The 24,380-nt window shown below is 49.1% G+C and carries 18 protein-coding genes and 1 riboswitch; of the genes, 17 read left to right on the forward strand and 1 reads right to left on the reverse strand.

The features are described from left to right. Nucleotides 1-30: 30 nt before the first annotated feature. The 3 genes from H9Q78_RS00525 to H9Q78_RS00535 all read left to right on the forward strand — a co-directional run bounded on the left by H9Q78_RS00525 (nt 31) and on the right by H9Q78_RS00535 (nt 2,804). Nucleotides 31-978 (forward strand): dimethylarginine dimethylaminohydrolase family protein, encoded by a 948-nt coding sequence (locus tag H9Q78_RS00525; protein WP_249302910.1) that lies wholly within the window; start codon nt 31-33, stop codon nt 976-978. 118 nt (nt 979-1,096) lie between these two features. Beyond that, nucleotides 1,097-1,576, forward strand: a complete 480-nt coding sequence (locus H9Q78_RS00530; RefSeq protein ID WP_249302912.1) for a hypothetical protein — start codon at nt 1,097-1,099, stop codon at nt 1,574-1,576. A gap of 178 nt (nt 1,577-1,754) precedes the next feature. Next, nucleotides 1,755-2,804: a site-specific integrase gene (locus H9Q78_RS00535; protein ID WP_249302914.1), complete on the forward strand. Its 1,050-nt coding sequence runs from the start codon at nt 1,755-1,757 to the stop codon at nt 2,802-2,804. A gap of 56 nt (nt 2,805-2,860) precedes the next feature. Here H9Q78_RS00535 and H9Q78_RS00540 read toward each other — a convergent pair whose 3' ends face one another. Beyond that, the gene (locus H9Q78_RS00540; protein ID WP_249302915.1) at nt 2,861-3,961 is read right to left on the reverse strand and encodes a ribonuclease H-like domain-containing protein; all 1,101 of its coding nucleotides are present in this window, start codon (nt 3,959-3,961) and stop codon (nt 2,861-2,863) included. 127 nt (nt 3,962-4,088) lie between these two features. Between H9Q78_RS00540 and ruvA the strand changes: the two genes are divergently transcribed. The 14 genes from ruvA to H9Q78_RS00610 all read left to right on the forward strand — a co-directional run bounded on the left by ruvA (nt 4,089) and on the right by H9Q78_RS00610 (nt 24,375). After that, nucleotides 4,089-4,703 carry a Holliday junction branch migration protein RuvA gene (ruvA, locus tag H9Q78_RS00545; RefSeq protein WP_249302917.1) on the forward strand — a complete coding sequence of 205 codons (615 nt, stop codon included), beginning with the start codon at nt 4,089-4,091 and terminating at the stop codon, nt 4,701-4,703. A gap of 53 nt (nt 4,704-4,756) precedes the next feature. Further along, a complete protein-coding gene (ruvB, locus tag H9Q78_RS00550; protein WP_249302919.1) occupies nt 4,757-5,767 on the forward strand; it encodes a Holliday junction branch migration DNA helicase RuvB in 1,011 nt (336 codons plus the stop codon). 128 nt (nt 5,768-5,895) lie between these two features. Then, complete coding sequence (locus H9Q78_RS00555; RefSeq protein WP_249302921.1) at nt 5,896-6,312, forward strand: cell division protein ZapA; 417 nt, start codon at nt 5,896-5,898, stop codon at nt 6,310-6,312. Nucleotides 6,313-6,408: 96 nt separating this feature from the next. Then, entirely contained in the window at nt 6,409-8,607 is a 2,199-nt protein-coding gene (locus tag H9Q78_RS00560) for a U32 family peptidase (protein ID WP_249302924.1), read from the forward strand. Nucleotides 8,608-8,615: 8 nt separating this feature from the next. Then, the gene (locus H9Q78_RS00565; protein ID WP_249302926.1) at nt 8,616-10,070 is read left to right on the forward strand and encodes an FtsW/RodA/SpoVE family cell cycle protein; all 1,455 of its coding nucleotides are present in this window, start codon (nt 8,616-8,618) and stop codon (nt 10,068-10,070) included. After that, nucleotides 9,982-11,478: a peptidoglycan D,D-transpeptidase FtsI family protein gene (locus tag H9Q78_RS00570; protein ID WP_249302929.1), complete on the forward strand. Its 1,497-nt coding sequence runs from the start codon at nt 9,982-9,984 to the stop codon at nt 11,476-11,478. The genes H9Q78_RS00565 and H9Q78_RS00570 overlap by 89 nt, the downstream gene beginning before the upstream one ends. Nucleotides 11,479-11,567: 89 nt before the next feature. Further along, the gene (locus tag H9Q78_RS00575; RefSeq protein ID WP_147595772.1) at nt 11,568-12,020 is read left to right on the forward strand and encodes an NUDIX hydrolase; all 453 of its coding nucleotides are present in this window, start codon (nt 11,568-11,570) and stop codon (nt 12,018-12,020) included. Between the two features lie 122 nt (nt 12,021-12,142). Beyond that, the gene (locus H9Q78_RS00580; RefSeq protein ID WP_249302931.1) at nt 12,143-13,666 is read left to right on the forward strand and encodes a carboxypeptidase M32; all 1,524 of its coding nucleotides are present in this window, start codon (nt 12,143-12,145) and stop codon (nt 13,664-13,666) included. Nucleotides 13,667-13,741: 75 nt separating this feature from the next. After that, the gene (locus H9Q78_RS00585; protein WP_249302933.1) at nt 13,742-14,470 is read left to right on the forward strand and encodes an MBL fold metallo-hydrolase; all 729 of its coding nucleotides are present in this window, start codon (nt 13,742-13,744) and stop codon (nt 14,468-14,470) included. 235 nt (nt 14,471-14,705) lie between these two features. Further along, nucleotides 14,706-16,841 (forward strand): thioester domain-containing protein, encoded by a 2,136-nt coding sequence (locus tag H9Q78_RS00590; protein ID WP_249302935.1) that lies wholly within the window; start codon nt 14,706-14,708, stop codon nt 16,839-16,841. A gap of 58 nt (nt 16,842-16,899) precedes the next feature. After that, nucleotides 16,900-17,083, forward strand: a riboswitch (cobalamin riboswitch). A gap of 83 nt (nt 17,084-17,166) precedes the next feature. Next, complete coding sequence (locus tag H9Q78_RS00595; protein ID WP_249302937.1) at nt 17,167-18,933, forward strand: VWA domain-containing protein; 1,767 nt, start codon at nt 17,167-17,169, stop codon at nt 18,931-18,933. Then, nucleotides 18,920-19,900 (forward strand): ATP-binding protein, encoded by a 981-nt coding sequence (locus H9Q78_RS00600; RefSeq protein WP_330595200.1) that lies wholly within the window; start codon nt 18,920-18,922, stop codon nt 19,898-19,900. Before H9Q78_RS00595 ends, H9Q78_RS00600 begins: the two co-directional genes overlap by 14 nt. Beyond that, nucleotides 19,887-20,912: a radical SAM/SPASM domain-containing protein gene (locus tag H9Q78_RS00605; protein WP_249302939.1), complete on the forward strand. Its 1,026-nt coding sequence runs from the start codon at nt 19,887-19,889 to the stop codon at nt 20,910-20,912. Before H9Q78_RS00600 ends, H9Q78_RS00605 begins: the two co-directional genes overlap by 14 nt. Beyond that, nucleotides 20,905-24,375: a cobaltochelatase subunit CobN gene (locus H9Q78_RS00610; protein ID WP_249302943.1), complete on the forward strand. Its 3,471-nt coding sequence runs from the start codon at nt 20,905-20,907 to the stop codon at nt 24,373-24,375. The genes H9Q78_RS00605 and H9Q78_RS00610 overlap by 8 nt, the downstream gene beginning before the upstream one ends. Nucleotides 24,376-24,380: the final 5 nt, after the last annotated feature.

Here is a 24,380-nt window from a genome sequence, read left to right on the forward strand (position 1 = left end):
GCCGGGGCAGTATAAAAGGAGGATGAGAATATGGCTGAACAGACGACAAATACTTTCAGGGAGGATTTGCCGAAGCTTTATGGAGATTGGGGGGTGGATTCGGAAATCGGGAAGCTGCGCTCTGTGCTGATGCGCCGTCCGGGAAAGGAAATCGAGAATATCACGAGAGAGGACAGTGAAAGACTGGCCTTTGTCATGACAGACGGAGATGACTATGATCCGGAATTAGTGAGGAAACAGCATGATGAGGTGGCTCGGATCTACCGGGAAAACGGCGTACAGGTGAATTACGTGGAGGAGATGGATGAAAGCTGTCCCAATGCCATGTTCTGCCGGGATCTGGTCCTGGGAACTCCGGAAGGCGTGATCATGGCAAGGCCCGGAATCGCCGTCCGTGTTCCTGAGGTGAAATATGCGGCCCAGGCGGCGGCAAAGCTGGGAGTGCCGATCATCAAGACGGTCAATGGGTCGGGGACCTTTGACGGCGCCTGTGTTTTCTGGATTGACCGGGAGACGGTGATTTTCGGGACCGGCACCCGCTGCAACCAGTCCGGATACGATCAGGTGTCGGAGGAACTCTATAACATGGGCGTGAAAAATATTTACAAGCTGAGTATTCCCAGGAGACTGAAGCATCTGGACGGTATGCTGTCCATAGCGGACCATGACGTGGCGCTCGCTTTTTCAAGGAGTACTCCGGAAATCGTGTACGAAGCCTTGGAGAAAAGGGGCTTCCGCGTATTGGAAATCCCGACTTTGGAAGAACGGGATAATCTGGCTGCAAATCTGGTGGCGCTTGAACCGGGGAAGGTCTTAATGCCGGCCGGAAATCCTTTGACGAAAAAGCTTTTAACAGAGGCTGGAGTAGAATGTATAGAAGTGGACATCAGTGAAATCAAGAAGGGCGGAGGAGCGCTGCACTGCATCACTGCCTTTTTGAAGAGAGACCCTGTCCCTGTATATCCGGTAAAAGAATGAAGTGGAAGAAATGACCAGCAGTTTCTGCTTGCAAGCCTCCTGAAATAATGATATGCTTTTACCTAGCGATTAATGAGAAAATTGTCGAATTATAGGTGTTGTTTTGGGAGTGTTGTTTATGATAGATTCTGCAGCCATTTTGGAACGGCTGATGGAGTATTATGCGAATGATTATGATCTGACCTGTCCTTACCAGCTGGGAGACACAATTTATGATACTTATGCCGCTTACAGCCACTTCAACTGTTTTGAGCACGCGTTCATCCGTGACACGCTCACTTTGTCAAAGGGAGATCTTTTTCGTTTTAAGAGCCATCTGACTACGGCCATAGAGCCGTTTTTGGTGCGCGGAGGAGAAGAGTTCCCTGCTCCGGGACATATATATACATATGTGACCGGTATTTTTATCAGTGAACGGAAGGTTCGGGATGATGTACGACGCATTATCAGGCGTTTCCGCTATTACAGGGGCTATGGGTTTTATAACCGCGGATACTGTCAGGCACGGATTGCCGCTTTTGATACGGAAACAGGGACCCTGATATGCAGTCCCGCCGCAAAAGAATTGATGTTGGAGTATCAAAGAATATTGGGATAATGAAAGCATTGATCAGCTCCCTTCTGGACTGACAAGCAAAAAAGCTTGTCGCTCAGGAGGGAGTATTTTTTTGTTCTTTCACAAAAAGTACCTTCTGAGAGCCGTTGAAAGAAAAACGCGGCTGAGTTGGATAAAAGATGAATGAAATATTCATACTGAAAGTACAGGAGGGATTTATATGAAAGAAATCATCATAACAGAAGGTATGATCACTTGCTATCAGTCGCATTTGGTCCGTGAAGAAAAGAGTCCGGCCACGATCGAGAAATATAACCGGGATGTCCGTGCATTTTCCTCATTTCTGTCAGGACGGGCTGTGAGCAAAGAACTGACGGTGAGCTACAAACGTAAACTGGCAGAAGACGGGTATGCCGTACGTTCCATCAATTCCATACTGGTATCTATCAACCGCCTGCTGGCGTTTTTGGACAGGCCGGACTGCGTTGTCAAAACGATCCGGACGCAGCGGCAGACCTTTTTGGAGGAAGAAAAAGAACTGACTAAGGCAGAGTATTATCGGCTTCTGAGGGCAGCGAAGGGCAGTCCGCGGTTATGTCTTCTGCTTCAGACCATCTGCGGAACTGGTATACGGGTATCAGAGCTGCAATATTTTAATATTCCATCAATGCTAAATTTTAAATCAGTTTCCCATCGGATGATACTACATAATACAAATTATGTTCCTATGGCTAGGAGAGTACCGCGTCTTCTTGATGGAAGGGAGCATGGTACGATGGATAAAGCTGGGATAAAGGCAGTGCCGGAAAAGAAACTCTGTCAGGATCTCACTGGAAAACGTTTTGGGAAGCTATTGGTGCTGGAATACGTGAGGCCGGAGAAGGGAACGGGAAAATGGAAGTGTCGTTGTGACTGTGGGAATATCACCTACAAAAGTACGGGACATTTAAACGCGGGTACGGCTGTCAGCTGCGGCTGTGTGAAAGCGGATATCGATGCCGGAAGGGATTTTAAGAAGGTATTGACTTACAGGGATGGCACCTGTATTGAATTTCTGAAAAATATTGACAGGCCCACTAAAAGTACCTCTTCTGACACCGGGGTCCGAGGAGTCCGGCTTTTGAGGAGTGGAAAATATAATGCCACCATTACTTTTCGCCGTCATCGATACAGTTTGGGCACATACACGAAATTAGAAGATGCTGTGTCGGCAAGAAAGCAGGGAGAGAACATGGTGAAAGAGTATTTGGAAGATTATAATTCAAAATAACCAGAACCTCCGGCCGTGTCTCATCCAGCGGCTGGAGGTTCTGAATTTTTCTGCTTTTATTTCAGAAAGGAAAGAGAGGAGGAGAGGAACTGCTCTAAAAGCCCATCCTCCAGCCATATGTTTTCCTGATATTCCACATAGGAAGGGCGGGATTTATATTCTTCATAAAACAGAGGATGTTCTCCGGCGGCGTTTTCCGGAAAGGGGATAAAGAGTCCGTCGCGTTTCTGATAGCAGGTCCTGGCTGTGGCTTTCACCCGGTGGTTTTTATCAACATAGGCGGCGACACTTTTGTGCAGGGCTTTGTCTTCCTCGGGGAGATAGTAATAGCTGCTGTGATTCCGGAAGAAATATTTGAGTGTTCCGTTTAAGACCGGCATTCGGAATACAAGGCGGTCTTCCTGACAGGAAAACGTATAGGAATCAGCAGAAAAACGGCAGGGTACGGGTACAGCTTCCGATTCGTTCCTGCATGTAACAAGAAGCTCCCTGGCTGTTTCTTTCTCATATGTCTGGTAGGTATGGAGGCGCTCCTCTTCAAAGCGAAATGTGCCTCCAAAAAAATCCTGGTAAGACAAAAGAGAAAGCATGGCGGGAAGTCCCTTAACGTCTTCTTCATTATGCAGAAGGAGCACACGAAAAAGCCGGTCATCCTTTGAGCGGAGGTATTCCTCATAGATTTCTATCAGCTGCCCGCCGTTAAACGGATCTTCTCTGCCGACTCCCAGAAATGCCTCCAAAGTCTTCTGTTTGCAGTCAGGAAGCGAGAGGAGCTTTTTAAGCGGCCGGATCTTCCGGTAGATATCCAGGCTGGCCGGAGCCTGTCTGCCGGAGGGCGTCTGGAACTTGGCTGCCCGCTCTCTGAGGAACGGAATATCAAAAGTAGTTCCGTTGAAGTGGACTAAAGTGGAAAAGCCGGAAGAGAACGTGAGAAAATGAAATAAAAGCTCCCGTTCCGCTTCCGGTGAGTCCGCAAACCACTGCTTCAGATGCCAGACTCCATCCTTTACGTACACACATCCGATCAGGTAGATCATGTCTCTTTTGGAAGATAGGCCGGTCGTCTCGATATCGAAGAACAGAAGCTCTTCTGGATTTCCCAGACGTTTTATATCATATGCAGTTTTAAATGAGTATTCTTTCGTGATTGCTATCATGTCCTTATTATAAGCGGCTTATTTTTCAGTGTCAAGAAAAAAGAACACCTGTACGAAAAAACTTGCCATGGCCTGGGAACTATGTTAAACTGTTCATGAAACGGAAGAAGGAAAGAAGGACAGAAAAATGATTTCATATATCAAGGGAAGACTTCTGGAAGTGTATGAAGATTCGGTCATCGTGGAAAATGGCGGGATCGGTTATCAGATTCAGGTGCCGGTCTCAGCTCTGACAGAATTTTCCATGGGAGAAGAGGTCCAGATTTATACCTATCTCTATGTGAGAGAGGATGCTCTAAACCTTTATGGTTTTTCTTCCCGGGATGATTTGGATATATTCAAGCTGCTGATCGGTGTCAATGGAATCGGGCCTAAGGGGGCCCTGGGGGTCCTTTCTGCCATTTCGCCGGATGACCTGCGCTTTGCGGTCCTCTCGGAGGATGCCAAGTCCATAGCCAGAGCACCCGGAATCGGCCTTAAAACGGCTCAGAAGGTCATATTGGAGCTGAAGGACAAGCTCAGCCTGGAGGACGCATTTGAAAGAAAGAGCGCCCACGAGATGGTGAAGGGGAAGCTTTCGGGGGCTTCGGCGGACAACAAAGGAGAGGCTGTTCAGGCTCTGACAGCGCTTGGATACAGTGCTTCGGAAGCCATGAAAGCCGTCCGTCAGATACCCGGTGCAGAGGAAATGGAAGTGGAAGCGATTTTAAAAGCCGCCCTGAAAACGATGGCGCTGTTTTGACTGAGAAAATAAAGGGGCAATAGGAGCGGTAAGGAGAAAGGAAGTTTCTGCCGATGGAAAAGCGGATCATCAATACGGAATTTACCAGAGAGGAGCAGGGGATAGAAAATCACCTGCGGCCCAGAACCCTGGATGAATACATTGGACAGCAGAAGGCCAAGGATATGCTGCGGGTCTATATCGAGGCTGCAAAGTCGAGGGGAGAATCCCTGGATCATGTTTTATTTTATGGCCCGCCCGGACTTGGAAAGACCACCCTGGCCGGTATATTAGCCAACGAGATGGGGTCGGAACTTAAGATAACCGCAGGACCTGCCATAGAGAAGCCGGGAGAGATGGCGGCCATTCTCAATAATCTGAATGACGGAGACATCCTTTTTGTAGATGAAATCCATCGGCTGAACCGGCAGGTAGAAGAAGTGCTCTATCCGGCTATGGAAGATTATGCTATCGATATTGTCATCGGAAAGGGAGCGTCCGCCCGCTCCATACGGCTGGATCTGCCTCATTTTACGCTGGTAGGAGCGACTACCAGGGCGGGGCTTCTGACGGCTCCCCTCCGGGACAGGTTTGGGGTGGTGCATCATTTGGAATTCTATACGGAAGAGGAGCTTCTGTCCATCATCCTGCGGTCGGCTAAGGTACTTCAGGTGGAAATCGAAGAAGAGGGGGCCAGACAGATTGCCTCCAGATCAAGAGGGACGCCGAGACTGGCTAACCGGTTTTTAAAAAGAGTCCGGGATTTTGCCCAGGTTCGGTATGACGGCGTGATCACTGCTGAGGTGGCATCAGATGCCCTGGATCTTCTGGATGTAGATCCTCTTGGCCTGGATTATACGGACAGGAAGGTCCTGCTTACTATGATCGAAAAATTCGGCGGGGGCCCCGTCGGCCTGGATACTCTGGCGGCGGCTTTATGTGAGGATGTGGGCACTCTGGAAGACGTATACGAACCATATCTCCTTAAAAATGGATTTATAAACCGTACTCCCAGAGGCAGGACGGTGACGAAACGGGCTTATCACCATCTGGGTCTGCCTTTTTTGGAGGACACAGAGGCATAAAGCGGGCAATGGATACTATATCTTGTGTCTTTTCTCTAAAGTTGTATATTTCTAGTTGTCTTTTGTGGGGAATCCCATTATAATAAAAGGAAAGACTGGCGGGACCAGGGAACATAAGGAGAAGCAGGATGAGTTCCAGAAATTATACGGATGTGATCATTGCCGGAAAAGTATATACTCTGGGCGGCTACGAGAGTGAAGAGTATCTTCAGAAGGTGGCCGGCTATCTGAACGGTAAAAACAGCGAGCTCAGAAAAGTAGACGGTTTTCTGAGGCAGACGCCGGATTATCAGAATGTGCTTTTACAGCTGAATGTGGCGGACGACTATTTTAAGGCTGTTGGCCAACTGGAAGAGCTGGAGGCCCAGACAGAGGCGCAGGAAAAGGAAATATACAGCCTGAAGCATCAGCTGGTGACGGCTCAGCTCAGACTGGAGGAGATGAAACGGGATTTGGATGAATCACACCGGCAGGCGGTATCACAGGAAGCACAAGAGAAGCAGCTTAAACAGGGGATACAGGACGAGCCGGAGGAAAAACAATGAGTTCAGGCAGTTATATATCTGCAGGGATTGACGGTGAAATGAATTGGGGGCGGCTGATCAGCACGGGCCCCCTGTTTTTCTGTTGAGGGACAAGATATGAAGAAAAAGGGAATGGAAGTGCTGGCGCCGGCCGGCTCCTTTGAGAGTATGCGGGCGGCTGTCAATGCGGGGGCTGACGCGGTGTATATGGGCGGCACGCGGTTTGGCGCCAGGGCGTATGCGGAGAACCCGGAGCAGGATATGCTGCTGGAAGCTATCGATTTTGTACATCTGCACGGAAGAAAGCTGTATCTGACAGTCAACACTTTGTTAAAAGAGAAGGAGCTGAAAGGAGAGCTTTATGACTTTTTGCTTCCTTTGTATGAAGCGGGGATAGACGCGCTGATCGTGCAGGACATGGGAGTCTGGCAGGCAGTGAAACGCTGGTTTCCTGAGCTCCCGATCCACGCCAGCACACAGATGACTATTACAGGCGCAAAGGGAGCTGTGGAAGCGGAGCGGCTGGGAGCATCCCGGATCGTGACGGCCAGAGAACTGACAGTAAAAGAGATTCAGGAAATCCGCGAACAGACGGATATTGAAATCGAAACCTTTGTCCACGGAGCGCTGTGCTACTGCTATTCTGGCCAATGTCTTTACAGCAGCCTGATTGGCGGAAGAAGCGGAAACAGGGGGCGGTGCGCGCAGTCCTGCCGTCTTCCCTATGGCGTATGGGAAAAAGGCCGCAGATTGTCCGGGGTGGATCAGGGCTATGTGATGAATCTGAAGGACCTGTGTGGTCTGGATTTTCTTCCGGAGCTCATGAGAGCGGGAGTGGATTCCCTGAAAATAGAAGGACGGATGAAAAGCCCCAGATATACGGCGGGAGTGGTGAGCGTTTACCGGAAATATGTCGATATGCTTCTTGACAGAGGAGAGCGGGAATACCGGGTGTCACAGGAAGACAGGAAGCTTCTGCTGGAGCTTTTTGACAGAGGCGGATTTTCAGACGGATATTTTCATGACCACAACGGGAAGCAGATGGTGGCGCTCAGGGAAAAGCCGGCTTTCCGGGATGTGGATGCCGGGCTTCTGGCGGATTTAGACCGCCGTTATTTGAATCATGAAATTAAAGAGAAAATAAAGGGAAACTTAACAATTGCTCAAGATTTGCCTGCTAAACTATCTTTAATCCAGAGAGATTCTAGTATTACTGTGGAAGGAGACACGGCGCTTCCGGCGAAGAGCTGTCCGCTGAAAGAGACAGATCTGAGGAAGCAGATGGAAAAATTGGGAGGGACGCCTTTTGTTTTGGAAGAACTCTCCATTCAAATGGATGCCGGTATATTCCTGCCGGTCAAAGCTCTGAATGAGCTGCGGAGAAAGGCTGTGGATGCTTTAAAGGATGCCATATTGGTAAAATACAAAAGAAAAGCGTCAGATGAAATCATACAGGCAGAAGACACGGAAAGAGCGCCAAAGGTTCGGGAGGCGTCCACAGAGGCTTTTGCTTCGCTGTCTGTTTATGTGGAGGAGGAAGGACAGTTCTGTGCAGCGGTGAAGGAGAAGGCAGTCCGAAGGATCTACTTTTCCGTGAACCGGATTTCATGGGAAAAGATATCTGTATACGCGGAGGAATGCCATGAAAGGGGAAAAGAGTTTTATCTGGCGCTTCCTCAGATTTATAGGAGCCGGGCAGACGAAGAGTTTTCCGCCCAGGAACGTTTTTGGCACATCGGAGATGTCGACGGTTTTTTAATAAGAGTAGTGGATGAACTGCATTTTATGGAAAAATTGGGAACAGAATATGACTATGTGGCGGATCATTCCTTATATTCCTTTAATAAAGAAGCCAGGGACTGGCTCAGACAGGCGGGAATGTCCATGGACACGGCGCCCTTGGAGCTGAATGAAAAGGATCTCCGAGAAAGAGGATGTGCTGGAAGCGAGATGATCGTGTACGGAAGGCTCCCCATGATGGTATCGGCCCAGTGCATTCGCAAAACAGCGGGAGTCTGCGACAAAAAGCCTGTTCTTATGGAGCTGGAGGACAGGAAAAAGAAGCGATTCCCAGTGAAAAATGATTGCAGATTCTGTTATAATATGATCTATAACAGTGATGTGCTGTGGCTGGCGGATGAGATACCGGCGATCATGCGCTTAAAGCCTTCTATGATGCGGCTCCAGTTTACAACGGAAGAGCCCGGAGAGGTTACTCTTGTCCTGAAAGCATTTGGAAAGGCGCTGAGGGGCGAAGAGCCCGGATATCAACCCGCCGCCCGCACAAAAGGGCATTTCAGACGGGGAGCAGAGTAGGTGGAAAAGTGACGAGTTTAGTGATTCAGGCAACCAAGTATGTGATGATAGTGTTGATTATTCTGTATACATTGTCCACATATCATTATCTTCGGATGAAGACCCATAAGCGCAGGAACCGAGCCTGCGTAATGCAGCTTTTTTGTATGTTCATGCTGCATCTGACCGGATATCTGGCCATCACATTATATACGAATCAGGTGTCCATGGTGACGTTTTATCTGGCTCAGCTGGTTTTCTTCATCTTATATCTGATGTTTTTCCATATTTTTTACCGGAAAGCGTCCCGGCTTCTGATCAATAATACTTGTATGCTGCTGGCCATAGGCTTTATCATGCTCACCAGGCTGAATGTGGACCGGGCCGTGCGGCAGTTCATCATAACGGTGGCGGCCGCTGTGGTGGCTATGGCAGTTCCGGTGATCGTGCGGAAGATGCGGTATCTCTGGAGATTTGGCTGGATTTACGCGGGAATTGGAATCGCAGCCCTTGCGCTGGTACTGGTCTTCAGTATGACTTCCTATGGGGCGAAGCTTTCCTTTAATATCGGAGGGCTGTTTTCACTGCAGCCTTCGGAATTTGTGAAGATTTCCTTTGTATTTTTTGTGGCGTCCATGTTTCAGACCAGTATCAGCTTCAAGCGGGTCTGCGTCACAACTGTGGTCGCGGCTATGCACGTACTAGTCCTTGTGGCCTCCAAGGATCTGGGAGCCGCGCTCATTTATTTCGCTGCCTATCTCCTGATGCTTTTCGTGGCGACGAAAAGCTACTTATATCTGCTGGGAGGGACCATAGCGGGAAGCGGAGCTTCCGTGCTTGCTTATAAGGTTTTCGGCCATGTACGGACACGCGTACAGGTATGGAAGGATCCCTGGGTGGACGCGACCGGCGACGGCTGGCAGATCATCCAGTCTCTGTTTGCCATCGGCAGCGGCGGCTGGCTGGGAGCAGGGCTTTATCAGGGAATGCCGGAAACTGTGCCGGTCGTCCGGTCTGACTTTATCTTTTCCGCGATCTCTGAGGAATTTGGGGCGATTTTTGCCATTGCGCTGATTTTGATCTGCTTAAGCTGCCTACTGCAGTTTTTGTGGATTTCCACCTGGATGGACGGAATGTTTTATAAGATCATAGCCTTCGGGCTGGCGGCAGTCTATGGCGTACAGGTGTTCCTGAATATCGGAGGCGTCATCAAATTTATTCCCTCTACGGGAATTACGCTTCCGTTTGTGAGCTATGGAGGCAGCTCGATCATGAGTACTTTCATCATGTTTGGGATTATTCAGGGGCTTTATATTTTGAAACAGGACGAGGTTGATAGAATTGAACAGGAAGAAGAACAGGAACGAAGACGACAGGCCGTATACGCGAAGAGATATGGAAAAGGTGCAGAAGGCTCTGGAAAGTCAGGTGAAGGAAGAAGAAGAAATCCTTCAGGTAGAGGAAAGAACCAGAAAAGTAAATAGGGAGATCCGCCTTGCTGGAGTCCTTTTCGTACTGATGTTCATCGCGACCATCGGTTACTTTTCCTATTATGTTACGGCGAAGAGCAGGGATATCATCAACAGCTCTTATAATGCGAGGCTTGATACATTTTCGGAAAAGATCGTGAGAGGGGAGATTCGCGGGAGCGGCGGAGAGGTGCTGGCTAAAACAGTGGAAGATGAAGAGGGAAATGAAACGAGAAATTATCCTTATGAGAACCTGTTTGCCCATGTGGTCGGATATTCCGCGTCAGGAAAGACTGGACTGGAGTCGTCGGCGAACCAGTATCTTCTCACTTCCCACCTCAATGTTATCGACCAGGTGAACAATGAACTGTCTGAGGTGAAGAGCCCCGCGGATAATGTGGTGACTACTCTTGACCCGTATCTGCAGCAGCTGGCATATGATGCATTAGGAGATTATAAGGGAGCCTGTGTGATCCTGGAGCCCAGTACCGGAAAAATACTGGCGATGGTATCAAAGCCGGACTATAATCCAAATACGATATCCGCGGACTGGGAGTCTTTGATCTCGGAAGAGAATCAGGACGCGAACCTATTGAATCGGGCGACCCAGGGGCTTTATCCGCCTGGCTCCACGTTTAAGCTTTTGACTACTCTGGAATATATCCGGGAGTACCCGGATACCTGGGAAAACTATCAGTTTGACTGTGAAGGTACACTTCCCTATGGGGACGCGGTCATGAGCTGTTATGACAACCATGTACACGGCCATCTGAATCTGCGTCTGTCCTTGGCAAACTCCTGTAACTGTTCTTTTGCTACCGTCGGACAGCAGTTAAACCTGGATAGTTTCCATGCACTTTGCGACAGCTTCCTGTTCAATACGGAGCTTCCGCTGTCCATGGAGTATAAAGAGAGTTCCTTTGTCATGGACGGCACCTCAGGCCTGGCCGAGCGGGTGCAGACCTCCATCGGGCAGGGAAGGACCATGATATCCCCTATTCATAACGCGATGATTACGTCCGCGATCGCCAACGGAGGGACCATGATGTCGCCGTATTTGATCGACCGAGTGGAAAGCTCCGATGGCAAAATCGTCAAGCAGTTCATGCCCTCGTCTTATGGTAAGCTTTTATCTGCCTCAGAGGCGGAAACTCTTACAGATTTTATGGTAGCTGTGGTAAATGAAGGGACCAGTCCTTCACTGAAGTCGGACAGCTATCAGGTAGCCGGAAAGACTGGCTCTGCGGAATTTAATTCCAATAAAGAAGACAGTCATGCCTGGTTTGTCGGATTTGCTCCTGCGGAAAATCCGGAAATCGTCATCAGTATCATCTATGAGAATGGAGGGTTAGGCGGTTCTGTGGCTACAAAAGGCGCCAAAGCACTTTTTGAAGGATATTTCTCCAAAAAAAACGGACAATGATCACATGACAGCGGCGGCCCTTGCACCTGTTTGCAAAATGGGGTATAATCTCGTTAGAGTCAGACACACCAAGACCAGGAGGGATTGCAATGATCGAAGCAACGAGCTGTGGCGGTGTGGTTATATTTCGCGGCAAAATTCTTGTCCTTTATAAGAATTATAAGAATAAATACGAGGGCTGGGTATTGCCGAAGGGAACTGTAGAAGCAGGAGAATCCTATGAGGAGACGGCGCTGCGCGAAGTGAAAGAGGAAACGGGCGTTCAGGCATCCATTGTCAAATATATTGGGAAAAGCCAATATTCGTTCAACATTCCGCAGGATACTGTGGAAAAGGACGTGCATTGGTATCTGATGATGGCGGACAGCTATTACAGTAAACCACAACGGGAGGAATATTTCCTGGATTCCGGATATTATAAATTTTATGAAGCTTATCATCTCTTGAAATTTCAAAATGAAAAGCAGATTATGGAAAAAGCCTATCATGAGTATCTGGATCTGAAGAAAAGGAACCTCTGGAGCAGCAAAAGGAATGTTTAGACGAAAATAGAACACAATAGAGAAGAGGATGTGGGAGCATCCTCTTCATTCCTTTGTGGGAAAAGAGAGCTTCGCAGGTTTGCCCACATTAATTTTTTATGGATATTCAAAGGAGGGACTTTATGGAAGCCAAAGAAGCAGAAGAAAATAAGGGAGATGAGTTTTCAGGATTCCTAGAGAGGTGGAATGCCCTTCAGACTGCCCTCACTCTTTTTGATTGGGACAATGAGACTCTGGCGCCGCCGGAAGCGGCGGACCGGACCGCGAAGGTTGTAGGAACGTTATCCGCCGATTACCAGGAGCTTCTTGTGAGGGAAGAAACCGGAAAGCTTTTAGAGAAGGAGAAAAAAAAGGAGGGGCTTTCGGAAATTCAGAGGGCTGTGCTGAAATCTCTGGAACGGGAGCGGGAGAAGCTGTCTGTTATCCCGCCGGATGAATACCGCCGTTTTTCGGAGCTTACGGCTGTGTCTGTCAGCAAATGGAGCCAGGCAAAGAAAAGCGGTGACTTTAAAATATTTGCACCGGTTTTGTCTGAGATCGTGGATACGAGAAAACGGTTTGCGTCATATCGGAAAAAAGAGGGTGAAAACCTTTATGACATTCTTCTTTCAGACTATGAAGAAAGATTTACGATGGAAATCCTGGATGACTTTTTTGATCAGGTGAAAGCAGAAGTCGTTCCGCTTGTGAAGGCTGTTACAGAAAAAAGCAAGAAGGAGCCTGTGGAATCGGGATTCCTTTTTCAAACCTATGATATAAAAAAACAAAAGAATTGGAACAGATGGCTGGCGGCTTATCTGGGATTTGACTTTTCCAGGGGCGTGTTTGCGGAAAGTGAACACCCGTTTACGACCAGTCTTCATAAAGACGATGTGCGGATCACGACGCATTATTATGAAGATAATCTGGAGAGCGCCATTTTTTCCACGATACATGAGACGGGACACGCGATATACGAACAGGGGAACGGCGACGAAGTGACGCAGACCCCGGTCATGGGAGGAACCTGCGGTGTACATGAGTCACAGTCCAGGTTTTATGAAAACATCCTGGGAAGAAGCAAGGCGTTTTGGGAACCAATCTATGGAAGATTACAGAATCAGTTTCCGGATCAGCTAAAAGACGTATCCTTAAATCAGTTTCTGCGGGCGATAAACCGTGCAGAGCCGGGGCTTATCCGGACTGAGGCCGATGAACTTACCTATTGTCTCCATATCATCGTCCGGTATGAACTGGAGAAGAAGCTGATTGACGGAAGCCTTTCGGTGGAGCAGCTGCCGGAGGAATGGGAACGGCTCTACGAAGAATATCTGGGACTGAAGCCGAGTAACCCTACAGAAGGGGTGCTCCAGGATATCCACTGGGCCATGGGAGAATTCGGCTATTTTCCTTCTTATGCCCTGGGAAATGCCATGGCTTCCCAAATATATCATCAGATGTCAAAGGAATTGGATGTGGAAAGCCTGTTAAAGAACAGCGGCCTGGCACAGATCACCGGGTATCTGAATCAACACATCCACAGGTTTGGCGCGGCCAGAAACATGGGTGAGGTGCTGCAGGATATGACAGGCGAGCCTTTCAATCCTCATTACTATATCGCCTATTTGAAGCACAAGTATTCGGCACTTTATGGATTGGAACAGTAGATCATCGGGCATTCACACGGCCTGCGCGCGAAGCGGCGGGCCGCCGTCTCCGCCCACAGTGAAAGGAGGTTTTGTATGAAAATTACATATATCCATCACAGCAGCTTCTCCATTGAATTTCCCAACGCTGTCTTTTTGTTTGATTATTATGCGGGAGAGCTTCCGGAATTTCCCAGGGAAAAGGATATTTTTGTTTTAGCAAGCCATAAACACGACGATCATTTCCGGGTGTCGGTGCTGTCCCTGGCTGAAATCTATCCGAATATCCATTTTCTCCTGTCGAAGGATATCCGGATGAGCCGCGCCTATCTGGAAAGGATAAAGGTTCCGGCTTCGGCGTATGATAAGATTTCTTACATTGGAAAGAACGCTTCGGCGGAATTTATAGTGGGCGGCAGCGTTCTCCAGGTGGAGACACTGGCCTCCACAGACGAGGGTGTGGCCTTTCTTCTGTCCTATGAAGGAAAAAGCCTGTACCATGCGGGAGATCTGAACTGGTGGACCTGGATTGGAGAGACAGAGGCAGAATATGAAGATATGACCAGGCGGTTCCAGACTGAGATTCAGAAAATGGACGGAAGACATTTTGATGCTGCCTTTGTTCCGCTGGATCCCAGGCAGGAAGAACGATATTGGTGGGGATTTGACTATTTCATGAGGAAGACAGATACGGATGTTGTATTTCCCATGCATTTTCAAATGGATTATACGGTGATGGACCGTCTGCTGGAAGAGCCGGTCTCCGAGCCATACCGGGGTAAGATAAAGCGAATCAGAAAAGAAGGAGAGACGTTTTCCTGTTGAACTTTAGCTGGTTTCCTGTTATAATGACTTCTGCAGGGAAGGGCAGGAAGCCAGCTTATTCTTTGCACATCAGTTATTTCATGACCGGTTCTGGTCAATAGTTTCCATATCATATTAAAAAATCAATAGAGTGAATACCAAAGAGAAGCAAATTTAAATTATAAAGGAGGGGAAGGTCTGTTATTAAGTTTGCTTCCTGTCCGTCCAAAAACCATTATATGAGAGGACGGATTATATGAAAAGAAAAATAAGCAGAACTATTTTGTACCTGTTTATAGGATTGACAGCTATTTGTTCTGTGACAAAGGCAGAGGAGGTTTCTGTATCCGGGTTTTTAAAAATTCCCTTTGAAAAGATGTATCTGGTGATCAACGATACCAGCAATGTGATTCAGGCGTATCAGGACACCTCGGACGGGGCGGTGGCGTACTGTTTAAACAGTACGCTCCAGAGTCCCGACGGGAACCAGTCCTATGGAGGCGCCGGAGGCGGTGGACGGATAAGCGGAAAAGGAATAGAAGCCATACGGAATGTCATAGCCGACGGTTATCCATTGAATACCAGATATTGGCTGAGTAAGGGGATTCCCGAAGAGGCGCAGCGGCAGGCGACACAATTGGCCATATGGTCGGTGCTGGCCTCCATGCGCGAGGATGGCAGTGATTACGACTATTTTGCTTACGAAAAAGCCTCCCCCATAAATCTGGAGGGAGTGGATGCAGCCTCCATGTTCCGCACACTGGCCGGAAATGCCATCTATGGAAACCGTATAAAGAGATATCTTTCTATCAGCATTACAGGCGTTTCTGCGAGCCGGAGTGAAGAAGAGATTGTCGTCAGTTTTTCTGTTTTCGCGGAAAATATGGACGCCTGTACCATATCGGCAGAGGGCCTGGAAGAAGGGAGTGAGATCAAGCTGGACGGAGAAATCTTGTCCGAAAATTCCTGGAGTACGGAAACAGAGCTCACGGACCGAAGGACGTATTCTTTGAGCTTTCCCTGGAAAGGAAACGGTAAAAAACAACTGATTCTGAAGGCGACAGGATATGCGGGGGACGGTAACCAGGTGTCGGTGTTCGAACCGGCAGACAGTGCTTATCAAACGATGGGAAAGGTAGAAAAGATAGGAACAGCAGAAATAAAGCATGCAGAAAATGGGATCAAGCTGCCGGAGGAGCCGGGAAAAATCCAGGTCAAAAAGTATGACGGGGAAACGAATGAACCGCTGGCCGGCGTTCGTTTCGGCGTGTTTCCCTTGAATGCTCCTGCAGATTCTGACCCCATATGCGAATTTTTCACCGGAAATGATGGAATAGGTATGAGCGGCTATCTGGCCGACGGCAGCTATGAAATAAGGGAGACTGAGGTCCCGGAAGGATATATAAGGACGCAGGAGCCAAAAACTGTCATAGTGCGGGCGGGACAGATCGTGGACAGTACCTGGGAAAATCTTCCGGCAAAGGGAGCCCTGTCCTTAAAAAAACGCTCTTCAAAGGAGGGAGAGCTTTTTGGAGACGCTTCGTTGGCCGGCGCGGTCTATGAGGTCTATTTTCTTTCCGGCCAGGCAGAAAACGGCGAACGAGAGCGTATTCTGATGGGACAGATTGTCACCGATGAGAAGGGAGAAGGGGCACTCGGCGGTCTTCCACTTGGAGACTATATAGTGACAGAGGCTGCTCCGCCGAAAGGATACTGGAAGAATCCGGAGGAATATGAGGCAGCGCTTCAATATCAGGATGATACGACGCCTGTCGTAGAGGTTATGATTGAGGCAGAGGACGAAATGATCAGACGGCCGGTCATCCTAAAAAAATATGGAGATGCGGGAAAGGAGCTCCCTCTTCCTCACGCAGGTTTTTCATTTTATTTAAAGTCATCTTTGGTACGAAAGGAGGGGGAATATGATTGGGAGAAGGCAGAGCCGGTCGTGATCGGAGGCCTGGGAGAGACGATTCTCTATACAGATTCCAATGGGAAACTAGAAACGGTGCCGCTTCCTTATGGTGTATATCTGGTCCGCGAAACAGACGTTCCGGAAGGATATGAACCATGTGATGAACTGGAGGTACAGATTGAAGGGGAGTCAAAAGGGGAGCTGGTAATCACGGCAATAAATAAAAAGAGTCCGGAAGAACCAGAGGAAGAAACGACGGCTTGTGCAGAAACGACGGTTCAGGAAAAGGCGGAGACATCAGAAGTTCAAAAGGAACCGACGACTGAGGAGAAGACAGAAAGAGAGACGGTACAGACTACGGCATCTCCGGAAACAGGAGACCGCCAAAATGGAGGTATTTGGTTCTTGATATTGGGGAGTACATTTTCTATCATATTGTTGTTTGTGTGTTTATGGGCGAACAGAAGGAGGGGATAGAAAAGGCCGGGATTTATCAAATAGCAATTTTGGATAAGTCAAAAGGGTAAAAAGGTGTTATAATAAAAAAATATGACATGTTTGTAACAAACAGAATAATGAACGGGGAATCCGGTGAAAATCCGGGACAGTCACCTCTACTGTAACGCAGACGAAAAGGCGGAGACCATTGGCAGATTTGCTGAGAAGGGCCTTGGAGGAAGAAGCGAAGTCAGGATATCCGTTTCCAGATATTTCCGGGATGAGGGGATTGGTTATTTTTTAGTGACCTCTTTTGCTCCGGCAAAAGAGGTCCTTTATTGTTTTGTTGCTGGAGGATAAAAAAATGGGATACCCATTCAGTGCACTGGTAGGAAACGAAAAGGCGAAACAGGCGTTGATCTATGCGCTGATCAATCCGGCTGTGGGCGGTGTGATGCTCACGGGTGAAAAGGGGACGGGAAAATCCACCATGGTTCGCGGTCTTGCAGAATTGGACCATAACATGAAATTGTACGAAGTCCCTCTCCATACGACGAGAGACAGGCTTTATGGATGCGATGACTGGGAAAGTCTTACAAAAGACGGACGCAGAGAGCATATTCCGGGAATACTGGAACAGGCGCGGGGACATCTGTTATACATGGATGAATCCAATCTGCTGCCGGATGAGACGGCGGCCGGAATCTCTGCGGAGGCTGGAAATATGGTTTTTATTGGAACCATGAATCCGGAAGAGGGACAAGTCTCCCCTGGATTTTTGGATAAATTCGGTCTTCTAGTATACATGGAAGGAGAAAAGGAATTAAGGAAGCGGATGCAGATCATTAAACGCCGCTTGGAATACGAAGAGGACCCTCAAAAGTTCTGCGACAGATTTCGTGATAAAACACAGATTATAGCAAGGAACTTAGACAGAGCCAGAAAACGGCTGCATAGGATAGAAATCACGGAGGGCTCTAAAACATTGGCTTCCGAACTGGTGAAAGAAGCCGGGTGTGAGGGAAACCATGCGGAGCTTTTCTTGATTCAGACTGCCCGGGCCGCCGCAGCCTGGGGGAATGGGACCATGGTGACTGCGGCTCATCTTTTGGAAGCGGCACAATATGTATTCCCTCACAGAGGCCGTCACAGATTGTCGGAAGAATGGGCGGAAAAGAGTCAGGGAAATGAGGCGGAACGGGAAAAAGAACTAAAAGGCAGTAAGAAAGAGGAAGGCACGAAAACAGAGCGGGGGACGGATGAAAACCTTCTAAAAGAGGAGGATCTTCAAGCACCAAGCGAAGTCCATCCGGTCAATGATTGGATGAAATACGGCGAAAAGATACACTCTGCAAACTGTACCGGCCGGAGGATTCGGGCAGATGAAATGAAAGGTCAGGGACACGTCGTGAAAAGCAGGCCGGGAATCCCAATGAGCGCCTCAGATGTCGCGTTCGGGGACACCCTGCTTCACGCAGCATTTCATTCTACAGGAGAAAAAGGGGCGGGGGAACAAAAAATGGCGGTCAGGATAAAGTCAGAGGATATCCGGCTGAAAGTAAGAAGCGGAAAGACGGGATGTTATCTTTTATTTGCGGTGGATGCCAGCGCATCCATGGGAGCGAACGAACGGATGGCTGCCGTGAAAGGAATCGTACTTTCTCTTCTCCAGAATTCTTATGAAAAGCGTGACAAGATCGCTATGCTCATTTTTCAGGATAGGGAAGCCCGCCTTTTACTGGAGTTTACAAACAGTGTGGATCTGGCTGCCAGCCGGCTGATGGAATTGAGGACGAAGGGGAAAACGCCTCTTGCAGAGGGAATCCGTCTTTCTTACGAGATATTGAAGGGAGTCTTGGCCAAGGAAAAAACGGTGTTTCCAGTGCTCATGCTCATCACAGACGGAAGGGCGACAGCCGGTGAAAAGGCACCCTATGAAGAGGCTGTCTGCCAGGCAGAACGCTTTGCGAGCGAGGCAATCCGCAGCATAGTGATCGATACAGAGCAAGGATATGTGCGTCTGGGACTGGCAGAGCAGCTGGCAGATGCCATGAACGGATATCGGATTCCCTTGGAGAAGCTGACGGAGAGTTCGGATATCTTCCAGGATATCCTGAATGAAATACGATAGAAGAACGGCTGCGGCCGGGAAAGAGGACATTATGGTGACAGAGTATAATTATCCCTTTTCTGCCATTGTGGGACAGGAAGATATGAAAACGGCGCTTCTTCTGAACGCCATCAATCCCAAATTGGGAGGAGTCCTGATACGGGGAGAAAAAGGGACGGCGAAATCCACCGCGGTCAGGGCGCTGGCGTCTCTGATGCCGGAAATGAAGGTGGTGAATCTGCCGGTAGGCGTCACAGAGGATAGAGTAGTAGGCACGCTTAGTCTGGAAAGCGCCATACAAGAAGGAAAACGGAGATTTGAGCCGGGGCTTTTGGCAGAAGCGGATCAGAACCTTTTGTACATAGATGAGATCAATCTTCTGGACGATCATATTGTGGATCTGCTCCTGGATGTGGCGGCGATGGGAGTCAACCGGGTAGAAAGGGAAGGAATCTCCTACAGTCATCCCTCCCGGTTTGTCCTCGTTGGGACTATGAATCCGGAAGAGGGACAGCTCCGTCCTCAGCTTTTGGACAGGTTTGGCCTGGTAACGGACGTGAAAGGCGAACAAGAGACGGCAGATAGGGTAGAGGTGATATCCAGAAGACTGGATTTTGAGGAAGATCCGGAACCGTTTCTTGAGAAATACCGGAAAGAGGAGGAAAAACTCACAGCGCGGATTTTAAAGGCAAAGAAACTCTTTCACATGGTTTCTTATTCGAAGGATATTCTGATGCTGGCCGCCCAGATTGGGATTTCCCTGCATGTGGACGGACACAGAGCGGATATCTGTATGGTGAATACCGCCAGGACACTGGCCGCATGGGAAGGACGGACGGAAGTGATCCGAGAAGACATCCGAAGGGCCGCTTCTTATGTACTGCCGCATCGGATGCACAAACGTCCTTTTTCCGATGAGGTTCTGGACTGGGAAGAGCTTGACCGGCTGTGTTCCGGAGAAGACGGCGGCCGTCATGAAAAAGAATAAAATGCTTCTGGTCCTGTGGGTGACGGGCAGATGCAATCTTCAATGTATGTATTGCTATGCCAGTGCGGGAAGTGAACTGAGCCAATGCCAGGACATGCCGGTGAAAACCGCGATGGCTGCCATAACAAGATTTGCAGACGCGCCGCTTATTATCCAGTTTACCGGCGGAGAACCGCTCCTTGGATGGGAGACGATCTGTGAGGTGGTGCGGAATGTGGAGAAGCAGGGGATAGACGCGGAATTCCGTCTTCAGACGAACGGCACTCTTTTGGAGAGAAAACATGCCGAGTTTATCAAAGAACATGCCATATCAATTGGGATCAGTCTGGATGGAGTGCCAGAGGTCAATGAGCTTCTGAGAGGAAAAACGGCGGACGCTGTCCGTGGTGTCCGGCTGCTCGCAGAATATGGGATCAGGGTAAATATAAATGCGGTAGTAACAGCCATGAATGTAAGAGAGCTTCCCAGACTGGTGGATTTTTGCTGGTATTTGGGATCGGTAAACGGGATTGGCCTGGATCTTTTTCGGTCTGCCGGAAGGGGACGGCCGGTTTTTGACAAACTTCGTATTACTCCCTCTCAGATTGAAGAGGTTCTTCCGGCCATGCAGAACAGATGCGATCAATTGAGAACTTTATCCGGAAGGAGCATAGCGCTTAGGGAAGTGGAAGAGGCCCGGAGGAGAATGACCTTCGGAAAGAAGCTGCCGTACTGTTATGCCGGCTGCGGAAGAGCAGCCGCTCTGCTTCCGGATGGCAGCTGCTATCCCTGCGGCTCTCTGGCGGGAGAAAAAGATTATTTTATGGGAAATATCCTGGAACAAGTTTCTCTGAAAAAGCTGGACGGGGAGGCAAAGCTGGGGAAGCTCCGGAAAAAGGAATGTTTTTTATGCCGGTATGAAAAGTTTTGCCCGGAGGGATGCCCTTCTCGTATGATTTTGAATGGGGAGCCGGAAGTGGACTGCACCCTCAGAAAGACAGCGTTTCAGATTGTGGAGAACTCAGATGTTTAAACTGGTATTGATTCATCAAAGTGATGAGAGGGCTTATCATTTCCTGAAAGCCGAAAGGGAGCTGACTCCGCCTCTTAAGGGGAAAATAGAATTTCACTCTTTTGATGCCTGGAAGGCAGGGAAAGCGGATAAAAAACAGCTCATGAATGCGGTGGAGGAAGCCGATTTCCTGGTCCTGCTTTTACATGGAGGGCTCGCATGGTTTCCCGAATTTTCGGAATTAGAAGAAAAGGTCTGTCATAAAAAGCCGTTCTTCTTTCATTCGGAGATGGAAGAGGAGGTCTGCCAGCTGCAGGAGAAAAGCGGCCTGCTTCCGGAAGAGTATCAAAAAATCGCAGAGTATTATGAACTGGGAGGAACCGGAAACTTTCAGAACCTGATCGCTTATCTGCTTCGGGAATTCGGTAATGCTGAGGTTTCTTTTGAGGAACCTGTTCCAGCGTATCGGGAAGGGATATGGAAGGTTCCTGAGTGTGAAGAACAAAGCGTCCTGCAGGAGGCGGATGCGTTTGAGGGGCCTGTGATCGGGATTCTGGTGCACTATCTGAACGCGCTGAATGACGACACGGCCCATGTGGCCATGTTATCGGAGGAGATCAGGAAACGCGGCGGTTTTCCTCTGCCTGTAGTAAGCACGATGCAGCCTACGGAAAGGACAGAGGGGCTTTCCGGGATGATCAGACGGTACCTGAAAAGAGATGACGGAAGCGCAAGAATACAGGGACTCATCGTCACCACAGGTTTTTCCATGACCATGCTCGCCTCTCCCGGAAAAGGCAGAGAGGATGCCGGTGAAAGTGTGTTCACTGGCTTGGGAGTCCCGGTATTTCAGGCGATGACCACTTATTTTTCCTATGAAAAGTGGGAAGGGTCCACACAAGGTATGGATGCTATGACGATGTGTTCCAATATTTATGAGCCGGAATTGGACGGGCAGATCATCACCTCTGTGATTGGGTGTACGGAAGTCCGGGAAACGGAATACGGGAAAATGAATCGTATCGTGCCGGTACCGGACCGGATAGAGAAGCTGGCGGGATCAGTGGTAAACTGGGGGCTTTTAAGCCTTATGAAATCATCCGAAAAAAGAGTAGCAGTCCTTTTGCATAACATGCCGCCGAGAATGGATATGCTTGGCTGTGCTTATGGGCTTGATACGCCGGAGTCGGTTTTTCAAATGGTAGAAGTGCTTAAAAGAGAAGGACTGACCCTTGACAGGGATTGGAAAGACGGGCAGGAGATCATCCGTGAACTGACAGAAGGGCTGATGAACGAATTTGGATATCTATCGAACGAACAGATAAAGGAGAGAAGCGCGGACCTTATGTCAGAGGAAGAATACGCCGGCTGGTTTGAGGGTCTTCCGCCTTCCGTGCGGGAGGAAATGGAGCGGGTATGGGGAAAAGCGCCCGGAGATTTCATGACGCTGGAGAAGAATATCCTGATTCCCGGAATCCGAAACGGCAATCTGTTCATCGGAATCCAGCCGTCCAGAGAATCGGCGGAAAAGGCGGAGGGAGTGTATCATTCCATGGAGCACCCGTGCCCTCATCAATATCTGGGATATTACCATTGGATAAAAGAGGTGTTTGGCGCGAATCTCATTTACCATGTGGGCGCCCATGGCACAGCGGAATGGCTTCCTGGGAAATCAGTGGGCTTGTCTGCTTCCTGCTATCCGTCCATTGTATTGGATGAGCTTCCCCATGCGTATCCATATATCATGAATCTGCCGGGAGAAGGGACACAGGCCAAGCGCAGGGCTTCGGCCGTATTGATCAGTCATATGGTTCCCGCTATGAAAGAAAGCGGGATCTACGGTGATATGGAGGTCCTGGAGGATAAGCTTGAGCAGTATGAAAATGCGATGGAGTTTGATAAAAGTCAGGGGAGGGGACTCCTGGAGGAAATCAGGAAGGTCGCCGGCGGTTCTTTACATCTCCTGTCGGAAGAAGAAATCCGGGGCTTTTTTAATGAACCAGACGCCATAGTAAATAAACTGCACAGCAGGCTGGAAGAGATACGCCATTCCCAGATAAGAGATGGACTGCATGTGCTGGGAAAGATTCCGGAAAAAGAACGGATGGACCATTTGCTGGACTTTTTGGAGCTGGGCGGGGGAGACCGAAGAGACTTAATAGAAAAAGTTCTCAAAATCCCGGAAGAGCTGGATGCAGTGATAAATGCTTTTCATGGTAGATTTATAAAACCCGGTGCGTCCGGGTGTCCGAGCCGCGGGGCTTATGAAGCGCTTCCCACCGGCCGTAATTTCTACGGTGTCCATCCCTTCCAGATACCGACGAGGGAGGCATGGAGATCAGGAGAGAAGCTGGCCAGGCAGCTCCTCCATAAAACGGTATCTGATTTGGGAAAGGCTCCGGAAGCAGTTACGATAGTCATATATTCCGGGGAAACCATGAAGACTTATGGAACTACGATCGCGGAGGTCCTTTATCTTTATGGTGTACGGCCCAAATGGTTTCCGAAGCATGACAGAGTCTGCGGAGTGGAGGCCATCCCCGCAGGAGAGCTGGATCATCCCCGTATTGATGTTACGCTGCGGGTAAGCGGTCTGTTCCGGGATAATTTTCCGAATTTGATGGAGCTACTGGATGAAGCGGTAAACCTTGCGGCTTCCGAAGAAGAACCGGATGAATTTAATTACATAAGAAAACATATTAACCGCGATATCAGGAAGCTTATCAGCCGGGGGATGGAACAGGAGCAGGCGAGAAAGCAGGCGTCTGCCCGGATTTTCAGCTGTCCTCCCGGACAATATGGAGCCGGCATCAATCTGCTTATCTCCAGCGGAAAGTGGGAGGGACGAAAAGAGCTGGGAGACGCTTATCTGGCCTGGAGCGCTTTTGCATATGGACAGGGACGCGAGGGGATACAAATGGCGGATTCCTTTGCCGACCGTATGAAAGACAGTCAGGTGGTCCTTAAGAATCTATCTTCTGTGGAGGAGGATCTGTTGGACAGTGATGACTTTTATAATTATTTTGGCGGCGCTATAGCCGCGGCAGAGGCGGCCGGCGGCAGCGCGGTATCCTATACGGTTTCATCCAGCGACGGAAAAGAGGAGCAGATACGCACCACAAAAGAAGAGCTGGAGCGGCTGGTCAGAACGAAGTTATTAAATCCTTCCTGGATCCAGGGGCTTATGGAGCATGGTTACAGAGGCGCACAGGAAATGTCTGCCATGTTTGATATCACCTTTGGCTGGGATGCATCGACAGGGAATATCGACGGCTGGGTATACGAAGGGCTGGTGCAGACCTACCTGGCGGATGAGACACTGAAAGAATGGATAAAGGAACAGAATCCATGGGCCGTGCACAATATGAGCGGACGTCTTCTGGAAGCTTATGGGCGCGGAATGTGGGATGCGGAGGAAGAGAGCCTTACGCTTGCCCGGGATATATATCTGGAGATGGAAGGAAGCCTGGAGGATATGGGATAGAGAGG

The sequence above is a fragment of the Qiania dongpingensis genome, from assembly GCF_014337195.1.
Lineage (GTDB): Bacteria > Bacillota > Clostridia > Lachnospirales > Lachnospiraceae > Lientehia > Lientehia dongpingensis.